The 17,039-nt window shown below is 37.6% G+C and carries 9 protein-coding genes; all 9 read left to right on the forward strand.

Annotated elements, in window-relative coordinates:
- Nucleotides 1–81: 81 nt before the first annotated feature.
- Complete coding sequence (locus tag AAGF08_RS03935) at nucleotides 82–6,300, forward strand: PKD domain-containing protein (RefSeq protein ID WP_343509720.1); 6,219 nt, start codon at nucleotides 82–84, stop codon at nucleotides 6,298–6,300.
- The gene (locus AAGF08_RS03940) at nucleotides 6,301–7,302 is read left to right on the forward strand and encodes an N-acetylneuraminate synthase family protein (RefSeq protein ID WP_343509721.1); all 1,002 of its coding nucleotides are present in this window, start codon (nucleotides 6,301–6,303) and stop codon (nucleotides 7,300–7,302) included.
- Nucleotides 7,299–8,453 carry a UDP-N-acetylglucosamine 2-epimerase gene (gene neuC / locus AAGF08_RS03945; RefSeq protein WP_343509722.1) on the forward strand — a complete coding sequence of 385 codons (1,155 nt, stop codon included), beginning with the start codon at nucleotides 7,299–7,301 and terminating at the stop codon, nucleotides 8,451–8,453. Before AAGF08_RS03940 ends, neuC begins: the two co-directional genes overlap by 4 nt.
- Entirely contained in the window at nucleotides 8,453–9,160 is a 708-nt protein-coding gene (locus AAGF08_RS03950; protein WP_343509723.1) for an acylneuraminate cytidylyltransferase family protein, read from the forward strand. The genes neuC and AAGF08_RS03950 overlap by 1 nt, the downstream gene beginning before the upstream one ends.
- Complete coding sequence (gene asnB, locus AAGF08_RS03955) at nucleotides 9,148–10,845, forward strand: asparagine synthase (glutamine-hydrolyzing) (RefSeq protein ID WP_343509724.1); 1,698 nt, start codon at nucleotides 9,148–9,150, stop codon at nucleotides 10,843–10,845. Before AAGF08_RS03950 ends, asnB begins: the two co-directional genes overlap by 13 nt.
- 98 nt (nucleotides 10,846–10,943) lie before the next feature.
- On the forward strand, nucleotides 10,944–12,155 hold the full coding sequence (locus tag AAGF08_RS03960) for a hypothetical protein (protein ID WP_343509725.1): 1,212 nt from the start codon (nucleotides 10,944–10,946) through the stop codon (nucleotides 12,153–12,155).
- Nucleotides 12,156–12,391: 236 nt separating this feature from the next.
- Nucleotides 12,392–14,038, forward strand: coding sequence for a hypothetical protein (locus AAGF08_RS03965; RefSeq protein WP_343509726.1), 1,647 nt, complete (start codon nucleotides 12,392–12,394; stop codon nucleotides 14,036–14,038).
- Nucleotides 14,039–14,144: 106 nt separating this feature from the next.
- A complete protein-coding gene (locus AAGF08_RS03970; protein ID WP_343509727.1) occupies nucleotides 14,145–15,107 on the forward strand; it encodes a glycosyltransferase family 4 protein in 963 nt (320 codons plus the stop codon).
- A gap of 1,439 nt (nucleotides 15,108–16,546) precedes the next feature.
- Nucleotides 16,547–17,014: a nucleoid-structuring protein H-NS gene (locus AAGF08_RS03975; protein WP_343509728.1), complete on the forward strand. Its 468-nt coding sequence runs from the start codon at nucleotides 16,547–16,549 to the stop codon at nucleotides 17,012–17,014.
- Nucleotides 17,015–17,039: the final 25 nt, after the last annotated feature.

A 17,039-nucleotide genomic window follows, 5' to 3' on the forward strand; every position in this document is an offset into this window, starting at 1 on the left:
CTTGAATTTCATGGAAATCAATTGCATGAGCCTGTGTTTTTACACACCTTTGAGTAATAATAGATGGATAAAATAAAGTAAATGGCAAAAATTTTACTTGGCCTTGCTAGACTCGTAATAATTTCCTTTCAGAAGGGGATTCAGCTGTTTGCTTTAGCGGCCAGTTTCTTTTTTGCTATTCAGTTTTTTGTTATTTCTTCAATTCAAGCCCAGGTTCCAATTGCAATTCCAAGAGAAGGATTTCCCTATTGTGAAACTTTTGGGGGTACTACCGATATTAATGATTTTAAAAACACCATTATTAATGGAAATATCCGTAACAATGTCACTGGGGCAACCGGAACTTATGTTCCTACAGCAACAGGGTACTCACTGCAATTAACAGAAAATGATGAGTGGCAAAACGGATATGTCATTGTTGATATACCATTTTCCTCACAATTCGGAGTTAAAACTTCATTTGAATATTATACTTATGGAGGGGATGACCCTGCCGCTGACGGATTAGGATTTTTCATGTTTGATGCAGACCAACCAGTAGATATAGGTTGGCTTGGTGGTTCATTAGGATATGCACCATTTGTTAATGCAGATGGAACGGTAGATCCAGGAAAGGAAGGAAAGAAAGGAGGTTATGTCGGAATTGGTTTCGATGAGTGGGGTAATTTTGCTGTAGGAACAGTTGGTGAAAATATATCAGATTGGGAATATCGAGTTCCAAATAGTGTCACAATAAGGGCTCCTGAATCTGAAGATTTTAAGTTTTATGAAAGATTTGTCACAAATGAAGAATTCGTAAAGCCAGATATATTTTCTCCTGGAATTACGTTTACTCCTCCTTTCGATAAACAATTTTGGTTCCCAATAGACCATGATGGATCAACTAGTGTCAATGATTGTAATCAACCTGGTTACCGAAAAGTATTTATTGAATTGATTCCAAGCGGAAGTGGGTATAAAATTCAAATAGATATGCTGGTAATGCATACTACTTATTCAAAACCTGAGCGTATAACATTTCCATTGATAGATTACCCATTTCCCGCTCCTCCAAGATTAAAAATTGGGTTTACAGCAGCAACGGGAGGGTTTTCAAATTATCATGAATTAGCTAATGTTTCTGTAAATGTATCAAACCTTGAAAATATTGATGAGCCCTTAGTGTTTGATCAAACTGCGAAAGTTTGTGAGGGAGATGGTGATGTTGAAATGGAATTCAAAGTTGATTTAGCAACAACAGAATCATTTGTTACTTGCATCCAATTGTTTAGTATTTTTGATAATGTACCTGCTCCAGACAATTCGCTTCCAGATACTGATTATATGTTTTGTGGATTAGATGGATCCCTATGTAAAAGTAAATGCGATGTAAGATATTATGAAGCACCTGCCTATGATATCAATGGAGACTTTGCAGGTACTGTCTATGCCGAATTAAAAGATTTAGATACTGATAATTTTGATCAGTTTAAAGATATAGTAAACGTTAGATTTGATCCAATCCCAGGTTTTGTAGGGGAGGCTTCTGTCAATTATCATATTACAGACAACTACGGTTTAACATCCGAACTGGCAAAATTGACTTTTATTGTAAATCCTCCTCCAGTTAAGCTTCAAGAAGATGATCAAATCCCTTTTGAAAACCCTAGTTGTGATGGTCAGTCAGATGGAAGAATTTATGATATTAAAGTTGGTGATTTAGTTGCTGATTTTGAATATGAGTGGCTTCTTGATGGTGTTTCGCTAGGTCAAGTTGGATCCGTTAGCCAATTGGTAAATGGTGTCGCTACTTTTGAATTAACTAATATAAACCTTGGTAATTACACACTGAAAGTTTGGAATCCTGTTGATGATCCAGATGGACCTTGTTATGTTTTTATAGATATTCCTATAACCCAAGAAAATGGAACTCCTGTTGATATAGAGGTGCCTGACCAAACCATTTGTGAAGGGGAGGATGTATCTTTCTTGCCCCTGATTGACCCTACCAACAATCCATCTGGAGCTACTCCTAATTTTTTATGGTATCAAAATGCCAATCGTGCAGGAGGGGCATTGGTGAATGGATCCACTGTAACAATCGGCGGCAACCCAGTGGATGTTTCTATTTCTTCAACTGGAGAATTGACCTTGTCTGGACTTAAGAATAGTGGAGGTACATCCACTTATGAATTTTATGTGGAGGCAGCCTCACAATCTCAATCTGGAGGTAATTTTTGTCCCTACATAGGAGATGTGCTTACAAAAGCAACTGTTTTGGTCAATCCACCTATCGAATTTACCATTTCCCATACAGATGATTGGTGTTTAAGTTACGTGGGTGAAATAGTAGGATCTGTTACAGGAGCTACGGATGTCACTTATTATTTAATGGATGAAACCGGAAATCCGATTGGAAACAATACGACAGGAGTATTTTCAAATTTACCTGCAGGGACTTATCAGATTTACGGAAACTCACCTTCTCTAGGTTGTAGTACTCCTGTGGAGGAAGTGATCGTAGACGGTCCTTTAGAAGGATTGGTGATTACCCTGGCCCAAATTGATAATGCTTATTGTGAACTTCCAAATGGGCAGATTGATTTTGTGGTTAGCGGAGGTAACATGCCTTATCAGTCGGTGAAAGTAAATGGATCAGATGTTCCTGTGACTTCAGATGGAGCATATGCTATCCCTGATCTTGCAGAAGGAAGTTATACCATCGAAGTCATCGATGCACAAGGGTGTAACACAAGCATTTCTATGGAGGTGCCTGGGGATGAGCCTTCTAATTTCACTACGCTAGGCTCTGAAATCTGTGAGGGAAAGGTAGGAACGGCTTCCATTGATATTAACGATCCTTCTACAGGAACTCCAACCTATGGCTGGTTTTATGAAGATGCTTCTGGAAACTATCAGCAAATTACCGATGGGTTGACAGTGGGTGACCTTTCTTATGAAGTCAGTTCGAGTATGGAGCTGTCAGTTACTGGATTGACTGCAAATCCAAGCCCTTATATCTATTATTTATTGGTGACTGGAGACAGAATCTGTGATCAGGGCTATATCCCTGCGGAAATTTTAGTAACTCCAGGTCCTGAATTGAATCCTCCGATTGTCACCAATACCTGTTTTGGTGAATCTTCAGGAAGTATTCAAGCTCAAATACCAGGAAATAATTATGCTGACTTCGAATTTAGCCTCTCAGGTGACAATGGATATTTTGAGGATTTTTCTACTAATGATGGCATCTTCACTGACCTGCCTGCAGGGCTTTATGAAATAAGCATTAAAGATGATTTGGATTGCATAACTAGGCTAGATGGTATAGAGGTGAAAGAACCTGCGGATCCAATATCCATCAATACGAATTTCTCCATCGAACGGGCTTCCTGTGGACTAGCCAACGGAGCAATCGAAGACTTGATAGTGAGTGGAGGTTGGGGGGATTATACGGTGGAATGGCATCAAGGTGCCATTGATGGACCAGTTGTTCAAGGAGACTTAACCGGAGCTAGTAACTTATTGCCAGATACGTATTATGCCATCGTGACTGATGTCATTGGGTGTTCTATTTCTTTTGATTTTGAGGTAGGAGCTCTTTCAGATCCAGTGTATGATATTGTACCGCCCATTGATGTTTGTGTAGAAGAGCAAGTGGAAATTCGACCTATTCATTTAGCTCCCGACCCAAATCTTCCTCCGGCAGCATTTACTGAGGTTTTCTGGTATCAGGATGCTGGACAACAAGGTTTGATCACGACGGGTCCAGATGCTAGCCTGCCAGGAGTGAGCTATACGGTAGACGATTCAGATTGGTTAAATCCTAGGTTGCTCATAGATGGTCTTCCAGCAGGTGTATATGAATACTATTTTTATGTGGCTTGTACTGGTCAGGAAATAAAAGTTGAGGTTGAGGTATTTGCGGTACCAAACGTTTCTTTGGAAACTTCACCTATTTCATGTTTTGGTGGGGATGATGGAAAAGTGACATTCCTCTCAGGAACTGATTCTGATTATCTATACAGCATCAATTCAGCAGCACCAATTTCACAAAGTGAGTTTGAATTGATGAATTTCGCGGCTGGAATTTATCAGGTAGAAGTGACCACTCCTGCAGGTTGTCCTCAGGAATTGGAATTTACAATAGAGGGGCCTGAATCGGGCTTGGAAGTGACCCCACTGATTGGTATAGATCCTGGGTGTGGAGCATTGAATGGAACTTTAGAAGCAACTATTACTGGTGGCTGGATGCCATATCAAGTCAATGTGATCAAAGACGGCGCCATTCTTCAAACCATTGAAGATTCCGGAAGCTCGGTTGTCTTGAACGGACTAGGAGCTGGAATATATTCCCTGGAAATTTCAGATGCTCTAGGTTGTGAAATAGTGTCTACCGACCTTGAATTGGTAGATGGACCTTCCCAGATTTTGGTGGATGATCAAGCTGTTTGTGAAGGGCAACAGGTAGTATTCACCCCAGCCATTGATCCGGAGGCTCCAGGAGCAACATTTGAATGGTATTTTGATGCCAATACCAGTCAAAAAATCCCTTCAAGCGCTACTCCAAACGGACAAGGTATTACATATGAAATTGATTCCTCAACGGGAGAATTGACTATTACGGGATTGTCTGTGTCAGCTACTCCTTATAAATATTATGTAATAGCAGTAGGAAATGATGTATGTACTGGATTTGTGGCTGAAGCGGAAGCCATGGTTTATGGCACCCCCTCCGCCACCTATGTCAAGACGGATGAAGTTTGCTTTGAAGATGGAGGAACTATAGAAGTGACTGCAACTGGAGGTTCTGGGAATTATACCTTCACGTTAGATGGACAAATTTCCCAAAGTAATGGCCTCTTTGAAAATGTGCCTAAGGGCGTTCATAGTATAACTATTTCCACTCCAGAAACCTGCGAAATTTCTTTGGATAATATTGAGATAGTAGGTCCGGATAGTCCATTGGAAGGTGAAATTACCGATATAGTAAATCCAACATGTGATTTGTCCAATGGATCTATTGCGCTTGCTATATCGGGCGGATTGGTTTCCTATTCAGTGGAAGTAATTAAAGATGGAATTAGTCAGGGTACCCAAACTTCCGATCAAAATGGGGATGTGATTTTATCTGGAATTGGTAAAGGGGTATATGTCTTTGAAATCACGGATGCTTTAGGCTGTACTATCACATTATCTGAACCATTGGATTTAGTAGAAGCACCTACCGAGATAAGTCTGGAAGATCAACAAATTTGTGAAGGGCAAGATGCTGTCTTGACTCCAGAAGTTCCAAGTAATATTAACTCTCCTGTATTCACTTGGTTCTTTGATGAGGAAATGAATAACCCGTTGCAGCCTGGAGTAGTCAATGGAGTTACATATACAATTGATTCACAGGGTGAAATGACAATTTCAGGATTGCCTTCCATGGATCAACCTTATGAATATTATGCCATGGTTAGTGGAGTAGGAGTCTGTGGAGCCATACCTAAAAAAGCAGAAGTAACAGTGAGCCCATTCCCGAATTTACGGGTTTCTAACCCTTCTATTGTTTGTGATCCAAATGGAACAGTGGATTTGACTAATTACATTGAAGGCTATAATCCTTCTGTATATGAATACAATATTATTAACCCACTGGGTAATGCATTGGTAGGAGATCAAGTGAGTGCTGTTAATGTTTCCGGGAATTATGAAGTAAGTGCTTCTAGGAAAGGTTCTGGATGTTGGACTGAATCACAACGAATCCTAGTGAGAATTTCTGAAGAATTGTTACAATCCAACTTTGAATACCATGCAGATCAAGGGAATGGAATCATTGTTAGCAATGGAGATATTCAAATACTTGAAAATGTTGATTTTGAAGATTTTTCCAGTGGAGAAGTAATAATTTGGGAGTGGGATTTTGGAGATGGAGCAACTAGCACAACACAGAACCCAAGCCACACCTATTCCAAAAAAGGCACATATACTGTAACATTGAAAACAACGGACTCCATTGGTTGTCAAAGTATCTATTCAATTTTGGTGGATGTGAAAGATGATTATTTGTTGATGATGCCAAATGCATTCACTCCAGATGGTGTCAAAAACCAATATTATAAGCCGATGCATAGAGGAATTGCCAGTCTTGATTTTTATGTATTTAACACTTGGGGAGAACTAATCTACTTTTCCGATTCCTTGGAAGATTTAGGATGGGATGGTACACTAAATGGTAAACCTGCACCGAATGGGAACTATGTATACAAGGTTACATACCAAACAAGGTCTGGAAATGTGTTTGATGAAGGAGGAGTATTTATTTTAATTCGATAGATGATAATTGCAGAAATAGGCCAAGCTCATGATGGAAGCTTGGGAAATGCGCATGCCTTTATTGATGCGTTAGCTGAAACAGGTGTAGATGCAGTAAAATTTCAAACCCATATTGCAGAGGCAGAATCTTCTAGTTTTGAACCTTTTCGGGTAAAGTTTTCCAAGCAGGACGATACTCGTTTTGACTATTGGAAAAGAATGGAATTTACTCCGGAACAATGGAAAGAGCTTAAAGCACATTGTGAAGAGAAAAAACTGAAATTCATTTCTTCCCCTTTCAGTAATGCAGCAGTTGATTTACTAGAATCCATTCAGGTAGAATCCTACAAAATAGGTTCAGGAGAAATTGGAAATTTTTTAATGTTAGAAAAAATTGCCCGTACCGGCAAACCAATTATGCTGAGTTCAGGGATGAGTTCATTGGAGGAACTGGACAAAACCTTTGAGTTTTTAAGGCCCTTCGGAAATGCACTTAGTATTTTACAATGTACTACTGCTTACCCCACAAAACCCGATCAATGGGGTTTAAATGTGATGGCTGAATTAAAAGAGCGGTATCAGGTGCCTGTTGGGTTTTCAGATCACAGTGGTGATATTTATGCTTGCCTCGCTGCAGCCTCTTTGGGAGCAGAACATTTTGAATTTCACGTGGTCTTTGATAAGAGACAATTTGGCCCTGATTCCCCTGCTAGTATTAGCATCGATCAGACGAAGGTTCTTTGTGAGGGGATTAAGCAAATTCAAATTGCTTTAAGGAATCCAGTGATAAAATCTGAAAATCAGAAATATGCTGATTTAAAAGTGATGTTCGGAAAATCCTTGGCAGTCAATAAATCTTTATCTAAAGGACATCAACTGACAGCAGATGATTTAGAATCCAAAAAACCTGGGGATAAAGGAATCCCCGCCTCTCAATACCAAATTGTCATTGGAAAAGAGTTAAATAGAAATTTAGATAAATGGGATTTTCTGAATATGGAAGATCTTAAGCCCGACTCATGAAAAGAAAAATCTGTGTTGTAATCACTGCACGCCCTTCCTATTCGAGGATTAAGACGGCCTTGGCTGCGATCAATAATCATCCTGAATTAGAATTACAGTTGGTAGTAGCGGCTTCTGCTTTGTTGGACCGCTATGGAAATGCTGTGAATAATATTGAAAAAGATGGTTTCAAGATCTCTGCAAAAGTTTTCAATGTATTAGAAGGAGAAAACTTGACTGCTGCAGCAAAAACAACTGGGATAGGTATTTTGGAGCTTTCCACCGTTTTCGATAACCTGAACCCAGATATTGTGGTCACTGTGGCGGATAGATTTGAAACCATGGCCACAGCAATTTCTGCCAGTTATATGAATATCCCTTTGGCACATATTCAAGGTGGTGAAGTAACCGGGAATATTGATGAAAAAGTAAGGCATGCTATTACAAAATTATCAGATTACCATTTCGTAGCATCCGAAGATGCCTATCAAAGAGTCGTGAAACTGGGAGAGAATCCATCTTATGTCTTCAATACGGGCTGTCCGAGTATAGACTTAGCGGATGAAATAAAGCAGAATCCCAAGTTGGATTTTAATCCGATCCAAAAATATGGAGGAGTTGGAAAAGTAATGGATTATTCCAAAGGTTATTGGGTAGTCATGCAACATCCTGTGACGACAGAAGTTGGTAACTCCAGATTTCATATCGAGGAAACACTCCATGCAATGTATAGTTTAAATCAACCCGTATTTTGGTTTTGGCCAAATGTCGATGCAGGAGCTGATGGAACTAGTACAGGAATCAGATCTTTCAGGGAAACACATGATCTGGACAATTTTCATTTCTTTAAAAATATGGAGCCTCAGGATTTCTTAAAGCTTCTTTATTCCAGCAAAGGCCTTATTGGAAATAGTTCCGTAGGAATAAGAGAATGTGCGTTTATGGGGGTACCTGTCGTGAATATTGGTTCCCGACAAAACAGTAGAGAAAGAGGAAATAATGTCAAAGACGTTGGTTATTCTCGGGTGGAAATTCTTCAGGCATTGAATGAAATTGAAAATTCTCCAAAACCAAAAATTTCTACTATCTATGGAAATGGAGACGCCGGTGTGAAAATAGCGCAGCACTTATCTGAACTCCCGTTGATTTTTCATAAAACCATTACCTTTTAATGAGAATACTAGGTCTGATCCCAGCAAGAGAAGGGTCAAAAGGCATTCCCGGTAAAAATATTAGAATACTTGGTCACCAACCTTTAATTGCCTATTCCATCAAAGATGGCCTTGCCTCTAAAAATCTGACAAAAGTAGCAGTGAGTACGGATGGGGAAAAGATATCGGAGATTGCAAAGAAATATGGAGGGGAAGTCCCTTTTTTGCGGCCTAAAGAGTTGGCTCAAGATCGAACCCCATCAATAGATGTGGTGCTGCATGCCTTGGATTTTTTTGAACAAAATGGAGAGACTTTCGAGGCGGTTTGTTTGTTGCAACCTACCAGCCCATTCCGACCAAAAGAATTTATAGATAGTTGTATTCAGAAATTTATCGCCACCAAAGCAGATTCTCTTATTTCGGTGTTGGAAGTACCTCATGAATATAATCCCCATTGGACGTTTAAAATGGATGGGGAAGGGAGCTTGTCTATTGCCACAGGTGAAGCTACATTGATTCCAAGAAGACAGGAACTACCAATGGCATACCACAGAGATGGTTCAGTCTATATTTCGAAGGTGTCACTCATTAGGGAAAATAAAGTTCTTGTAGGAGGTAAAACTGTGGGGTTGCTATCCAATAAATCCTATTATGCCAATTTGGATACTCAAGATGATTGGGATAAAGCTGAAGTAACTTATAAAAACATAATTGAATGTGCGGAATAGCTGGTATTGTTGGGAGAAATCCTGAAAATGAAACACTCCTGGCTAGAATGCTTGAAAAGCAAACACATCGGGGGCCTGATGCCAAAGGAATCTGGTCTGGCGAAGAAGTTTGCTTAGGACACAACAGGCTTTCTATTTTGGACTTATCTGAGGCGGCAAACCAACCCTTCATCAGCAATTGCGGGCGATTTGTCATTGTTTTCAATGGAGAGATTTATAACTATCTAGAGTTAAAGCAATCTTTGGATTACCGATTCAGAACAAAATCTGACACAGAAGTTCTACTGGCAATGTATATCAAGTATGGAGATAAAATGATCTATTATCTCAATGGTATGTTTGCTTTTTCGATTTGGGATATTCAAGAAAAACAGCTTTTTGCAGCAAGAGATCGATTTGGAGTCAAGCCCTTTTATTATTCGATGTTTCAGACCCAATTTTTATTTGCAAGTGAGATTAAAACCTTATTTGCAGCTGGGGTCAACCAAACACTTAATGAGGAAGTTTGGGCTGATTATTTCGTACATGGAAGTTATGGATATCCTGAAGAAACATTTTTCAAAGACATTCATCAATTAGCTCCTGGGCATAGTCTTACTATAAGGGTAGGGGATCATAGACCTCTGATTAAGCAGTACTATGACTTTGTAGATCGGGTGAAGGATCAGCCGGTTTTTGATGATGAAAAGAAGCTTCAAGAGGAATATTTGGAATTGTTACTTAATTCGATCCAATTAAGATTTAGATCGGATGTTCCTGTTGGTTTTAACGTGAGTGGCGGGTTGGATTCCTCGATCCTCCTGGCCATGATTTCTAAAATCAAAGAAGGCGAAATGCAAAATATCGAGGCTTTTACTTTCTACACTGGAGATGATCGTTATGATGAATTACCTTGGGTCAAGGATTTAATTTCTAAAACTAAGAGTCCACTAAATCCTGTCCTTTTATCACAATCAGAGGTTCCGGAATTAATAGAAAAAGTTGCCTATTTCCAAGACGAACCATTCGGAGGGTTTCCTACCATAGCTTATTCTAAAATTTTTGAAAAAGCTAGGCAAAAAGGCTTTTTGGTTTTATTAGATGGACAGGGAATGGATGAGGCTTGGGCAGGCTATGATTATTATCGAAGTGATTCCCAAGCGTTAGTACAGGGGATTAAAAGCTCGTTGACTCGTCCCCATGTGTTTTCTCCAGAGCTATGCGCCAGAGCAAGAGAAATAAGCTATCCAGCGCCATTCAATAATCCACTGCAAAACAAGCAGTATAGGGATTTGTACTACACCAAAATCCCTAGAGCACTTCGGTTTAATGATCGAGTAAGTATGATGCATAGTACTGAATTGAGAGAACCGTTTTTGGATTATCGACTAGTAGAAATGGCGTTTGCTCAAAAAAGGGAGATGAAAATCAAAGAGGATCAAGGAAAGTGGTTGCCACGACAATTGGTAAAGAAAGCGCTTGAAAATATTGCATTGGCTCCAAAAAGACCCTTGCAAACCCCTCAGCGGGAATGGATTGGAGGGCCTTTGTCCGATTTTGTTGAAGACAGAATTAGTAAACTAAAGACAAATCCATGGATTGAGAAAAATGAATTGGATTTTGAATGGAAGAATTATAAAAATGGTCAAAACGACAATAGCTTTTTTGTTTGGCAATGGATCAACACTTCTTTTTTTGAAGGCTAGTTTGTTTAGCCAAACAAATAGAGCGAAATAAATCGTTAATAATTAAAATTAAAAGTTAAAGAATTCATCTTGATGGATTCTTTTTAATAGTTTGAAAAATGAAGTTTCTTATCATTGAGCAAGATTTAAGGGTTTCCGGAACTAGCCAAGGAATAATTTCTAGATCATTTTTGGGTAAGCTTAGAAAGGCATATCCTGAATCCTTGATCGATGTTCATTACATAAAATCTGAGGACTCTGTTGATAAACTGGATTTACTTCCAGTGGATCATCTTGAAGAGTACCGAGTAAATGCTTCTGCACCTATGTTGGTCCGGCTTGCAAATAAATTGTATTGGAGACTTTTTAATGTCTCATTGGTAGAAGAGTGGTTTGTCAAGCAGTATGCTAAAATTATAGCCAAAATAGACTATGAAAAATATGATCATATTTTCATCAGGAGCGCAGGGATTGGTCATGAAATAATTCTGGCGACTCTGGATTTACCGATTCTTAAAAAAGCGATTGTTAATTTCCATGACCCTTTTCCAGTTGCCTGGTACGTGGGAACAAAATTGAAGCCAACGAAGGTAGATTTTTTTAGACTAGCTAAAATGATGAAGGTAGTGGATCAAGCACATGTTTGTACTTCCACGGCTTCTTATATGTCACATGACTTGCAACACCTCTATGGTTCTAAAAAACCATTTCTTACCCTTCCACATCAATATGACCCCACTGTTTTCAGTCTAAAAGCACCTACTAAAGTAAGAGTCAAAGAAAAGCCGGTAAGTATTTCTTACCATGGTGCGCTGATGTTTGGTAGAAACATAGAAAACTTAATCAAAGCGTACAGTGAATTGATCAACTCTCATCCAAAATATGTTGAAAATACCGAGTTGATTTTAAGAGTAAAAGGGAATGAGGTCGCTCGATTTAAGGAGATGTATGGAGATGCCCTCAATATCAAATTTTTGGATACGGTTGATTTTTCCAGCTCCTCCAATGAACAGACTCATCAAAGTGACATTGTGATCATTTTGGAAAATGGCCCCTACTATTGTAATATTTTGGTAGGAAAGGCTCCTTTTTTAGCATCAATTAATAAAGCTGTTTTTTGTTTATCTCCAAAGACAAGTGAGTTGAGAAACATTGTGACAGATGACAGATGTATCGCAAATATGGAAGATGTGACCGAAATCAAAACGAAGCTGAAGAAACTGATTGATAACGAATTGAATCAGGGTGAACCAATCAAGCCATTTGGAGAATATTTTAGTCAAGAGAATTTCAAAGTTCAGCTTAATGAAATATTGCAAGCTAATAATTGAATTTTCTCAAAAGGGACAGATTATTTTAGAATCTTAAATAATATTAGGAGAATTTTCGTCTAATTTTTTTTTTAACGGATGTTCGCTTCCTTGTGAATTCATTTTTAAATTGAAAGAGGGTGTAATTATTTGAGTCTGACTTTCATTCTAAAGCTTCCTTCCACAACTTAGGAGGGAATTGAAAAGAATGATTGACTAGTAGTCTTGTTGAATTTTCCTATTTAATTCTTTTATCTATGAAATATCGCATTAATATTTCGAATCTTTCCTTTGACCTCGAAGTAGAGAAAATTGAGGATCTTCCGGAATCCTTAAAGAATGGAGTAGCATCTGCTATTGCGTCAGCTTTACCTAAAGAAATAAATTTGGAGCCCTCTCAAAACCTATCAAAGGCCAACTTTATTACTCTTGAGGAATTTGATTACGATTGGGAAAAAGCGATTCAGTACACTCAGAACACAGATGTTTCTATCATCAAGCTTCAAAAAGGAAAGAAGTATAGAATAAAGGAGTACAGTACCCAAAAGCTTAAGAAGGACTTATTTATTATTTCTGAAAGAGATTCTGAAATCCGTTTCGGCTTGGATAATTTCGACCAATGGAATCCTGACCCTTTAGTCAAACAGGATCGTTATGTGTTTGATTTAGATACTTGGAATTCCAAAGTAGCAATTGTAAACGTTGACCTCAAGTCTGCACAACTTGTCCAAGAAATTCAACCTTTTTATCGTGGTATTTTTAAAAACTCGTCTGATAAAAATCAATCAGGATTAATTGCCTTAATTAATTCCAATACAGATATGGAGTTTGGACTCTTATATTCAGGCGGTCAAGAGGATGACTTAATCCTTATTCAGAAAAATGTCAATTTTGAAGGTGTTATTTGGCAAGAATTGAAGGCAAATAACGGGGGAGGCTTACAAGTAATTATGGACAATTGTAACTTAAAACAAGTGGATCCACCCACGTACTTTAAGAAGCAATTAAAGTTCTCAAAAAACGCTGTCATGGTCAATGAAGGTAGTTTTAACCAGATTGAAAATACTTTCCAAGGAATGGGTAATAGCTCCAATATTGTTTATGTAGAAGGAATGACCTTCTTGCTTCCTCCCAAAACATTTATTCAAAACTACCATAATAGATACAATGGAGATAGTTTGGAGAGTACCAATCAGGATGTTTCCCATTATATACATCCCATCCCTTCAGTTGGTGAGAAATTTTTGATGTCAAGAAGCTATAATGTCCAAGGTGTGCCTATTCCAGGGATGTTGCGAAATGTTATCAATTGGGAAAAACTAGGCTTGGAACCCAGACCCAATGTAGTCAGATCATTACAGGTAGGGGACAGGTTAAAGATAAATGGAGAAGAATACTTGATCAAGATCACAGATAGAATTCCTGGAGTGGCTTTTAATTCGGAGTATAAGTACAACGGCCAAGATTCCTATTATGCTCAGGAATTTAAATTGGATAAAGATCTTCCAAAGGAATTACCCATGGTAGTAGAGGTAGAAGTTTTAGAAAGTAAAGGAGAGCGATTGCTTGATGGTAATCTTCATGAAGGATATATTATTTTTAAGTATAATAAAAATTGGCAGACTAATATGGATGTCGATCATGGCTTAGATTATATGTTAGCTTCCAATCCTTTTGGGGTGCTTTCCTACAATCATAAAGAAATATCCCTATGGGCTAAAGACACTGTTCACCAAGGGTTTTACAGGCAATCCAAATCTGGTAATGGTAATTCCAAAGGATATACACTTATAAATTGCAGAGGCTTTGAAGACCAATTTAAGCCAGATGTACCAGTGAATGGATCAGGTGAAATGCCCAAAAAAGCAAATGATTTTATCGATTTTTTAATGGCATTGGTTTAATAATTGCTCCAAAAGCCGAACTTGTCCTAAATTATCTTGAAGGCATGGAGCTAGTTGAACATAATATTTATTAATACGATTTGAATTAGATGACATACTATTCTGTATGATATTATCCCATATTATAATTTTCCTTATCCTTTTATTGTGTGCGCTGGTCTATCAACGTTTGGCGATTAAATTCAATATTACGGATATTCCAAATCATAGAAGTTCTCACCAACATGTTACCGTTAGAGGTGGAGGTATTCTATTTCCTGTGGCAATTATTTTTTGGTGGATGGTCTATGACTTTCAAAATACCTGGATGGTTTTGGGTATTGTATGGATATCAGCCATCAGTCTTCTAGATGATATTTATTCACTTTCTTCTAAATTCAGGATGGGGGTTCAATTCTTAGCCTTAAGTATGGCTTTTCATGATTTGGATTTATTCCAACAAGTTGATTGGTACTTCCTTCCGTTGATTTATTTTGTGGGTCTAGGCGTTATCAATTCCGTGAATTTTATGGACGGAATCAATGGGATTACAGGTTTATATGGTTTAGTGTTTTTCGGTAGCTTACTTGCAGTAAATGCGTTTATGCCAATTTTTGATCGGGAATTGTTGCAGTATGAAATTTTGGCTTTATGTGTATTTCTACTTTTTAACTTCCGTAAGAAAGCTATCATGTTTGCCGGGGATATAGGAAGTATTTCCTTGGCTTATCTTATGATTTATTTTATGGGAAAATGGTTTCTTTATTCAGGATCATGGACTGTGATATTAATGGTTTTGGTCTACGGTGCAGATTCTTTTACCACACTTGCGGAACGAATAAAAAATAAAGAAAAAGTATTCGAGCCACACCGAAAGCACTTATATCAATTGCTGGCAAATGAAGGCAAAATGGATCATGTAATAATTGCAATTATTTATGCACTAATTCAAATGGCTATAAACTTTTTTGCCTTTATCCAACCTCAAGGAATGCCAGATCCTTATTTAGCCTTATCCATTATGTTAGGTTTAGGTTTTGTGTACATCGTAATAAAGGTCATTGTTGTCAGAAAATATAAAACTGCATGAAGGAAATCAAATTGCTTAAGATTCCTAATTTTTATTCTTCCTATTATGTTTTAAGTTAAGCAAAGTCGCCAATCTAAAATTTTGATAAGTTCAACAATAGAGGTTTTATTTTTAAAGTAGAAGGGAAAATAGGGAGTATTGACAATCATGGTCCTGTTTGAGTAAATCAGGAATTATATGAATTATGCGATCTTTATTTTGTAACCAATAAATTACTTGATTAGGGAAGCTATAATCAAGAGAAAGTAAAACCCATCAATCCTCATTACCCAATACTTTAAACTGTTTTGTATTAATTTGATCAAACTATTAAAGCCAAAGGATTAAGCAAGGGAGATTTATGATTTAAACTCTAGGCCAGCCTACAAAAAAGAATGGATAGGTATCAGCATTCCAACTATGTGTTTTTTTCCGGAAGTACCTTATAAAAAGAACCTTAGACTAAACAAAGAAGATCTGAATTTATTAGGGCTGTAAAGCCAATCCTTCCATAGAGTTTAAAAGAAGGTTTATACCCCGATCAGATGGAAATAATTTTGGGTTCGATAATGAATTAAATAAGATAAATATCCTCCAAAAAAAATCTCAGAGCTGACGCTAAATCCTTTATTTCATTAAACAACCCTGATGTAAAGGGAGCTGTTAGTTGGCGGTAAGCTGAATATTTTAATTTTAGCTCCTTTGTGCTTTCTTTTCGATTCCATATAGACTTGCCCAAAAAACATGAGGATTGAAAGGAAATTCAATACTTCACTAAATCCAAAGAATATCCACTGATTTTAGAGAAAGTTGTAAATGATCCCAACTTCATAAAAAAGTTGCCAAAGGAGGCAAAAGATATTTTGATATGTATTTTACTTCTGAGGCTCAATCAAATTATATTTTAAGCTTACTTAGCAAGGATTGATTTCTTAGAATCAAAAAAATAATTCATTCAAATAAAACGAAAAGCCGCGGGAATCCCACGGCTCTTTTTTTGGCTTTCGCCCGATTTAAAACTTAACGCTATACAAATAAAGGGCATAAATAAGTAAGAAGAAATACCTAATATTGGGTATTTTTGAAGGTTTTAAGCAATATTTTCAATAAATCTAGAGCCAAAAATCTTCAAAAAGTCAAGATGGATTTAACTAAGTTTGGAGGTGTTGCGAGCCTATTGCAAACAGTTCAATGACTGGATCTATTTTTAAGTTTTACAGAAATCCAGGCCTTTTTATAAAGTATTTGATTTTGGAGTTCAAACTTTCGGCAAACCATTAAGCAAATAATGATGCCGTCAAAAAGGACTTTCGATTTATTAACAAAAAGGATTTGGGATTTGGTACGACATTTGTCTTTTAATCATCTGTTTTTATTTACTTTGTATCAAATTTTGCCGAAAAGGAATTTCCTACTCAGCAATTCCAAAAAAACCTTATTAATTTAATCAAACCCCAAAAATGAAAGAAAAGTTATTCTCTTTTTCGATCAACCGCTCTCTGATTATTGCCCTCGTATGTCTTTTGGCTCTTGGTGCATGTAAGAGTAAAAAGAAGGTTGTAGAACCAGCTCCTGCGCCGGCACCTGTTGAAACAGTAGAACAAGCACCTCCTCCAGCACCGGTTGCTTCTGCTGAAGAAGTAGCTGCAGAGAAACTGGAGAACTATTTCAATAGTGTTGCTAGCTCTTCAAATACTTCCATGGCCAATCAGTCTATTCAGGAAACACTTTCTATGTTTTCTAATCAGGAAACTCCAGTTTTGATTGTAATTCACGAAGAAAACGGAATTAAGGATTATGACGAGCCAACCACCATCAAAAAATATCTTGAGTATCTGAAAGACACCAAGAAAAACCTGAATTTCATCTCAGATATCCGTCTGGATGCAAATGGTAAAGTTTCTGAATTGGAACTTAGAAGAAAATAATCTCCCATCTGAAAAATTTGATTTG

The organism is Algoriphagus sp. SE2, from assembly GCF_039563885.1.
Lineage (GTDB): Bacteria > Bacteroidota > Bacteroidia > Cytophagales > Cyclobacteriaceae > Algoriphagus.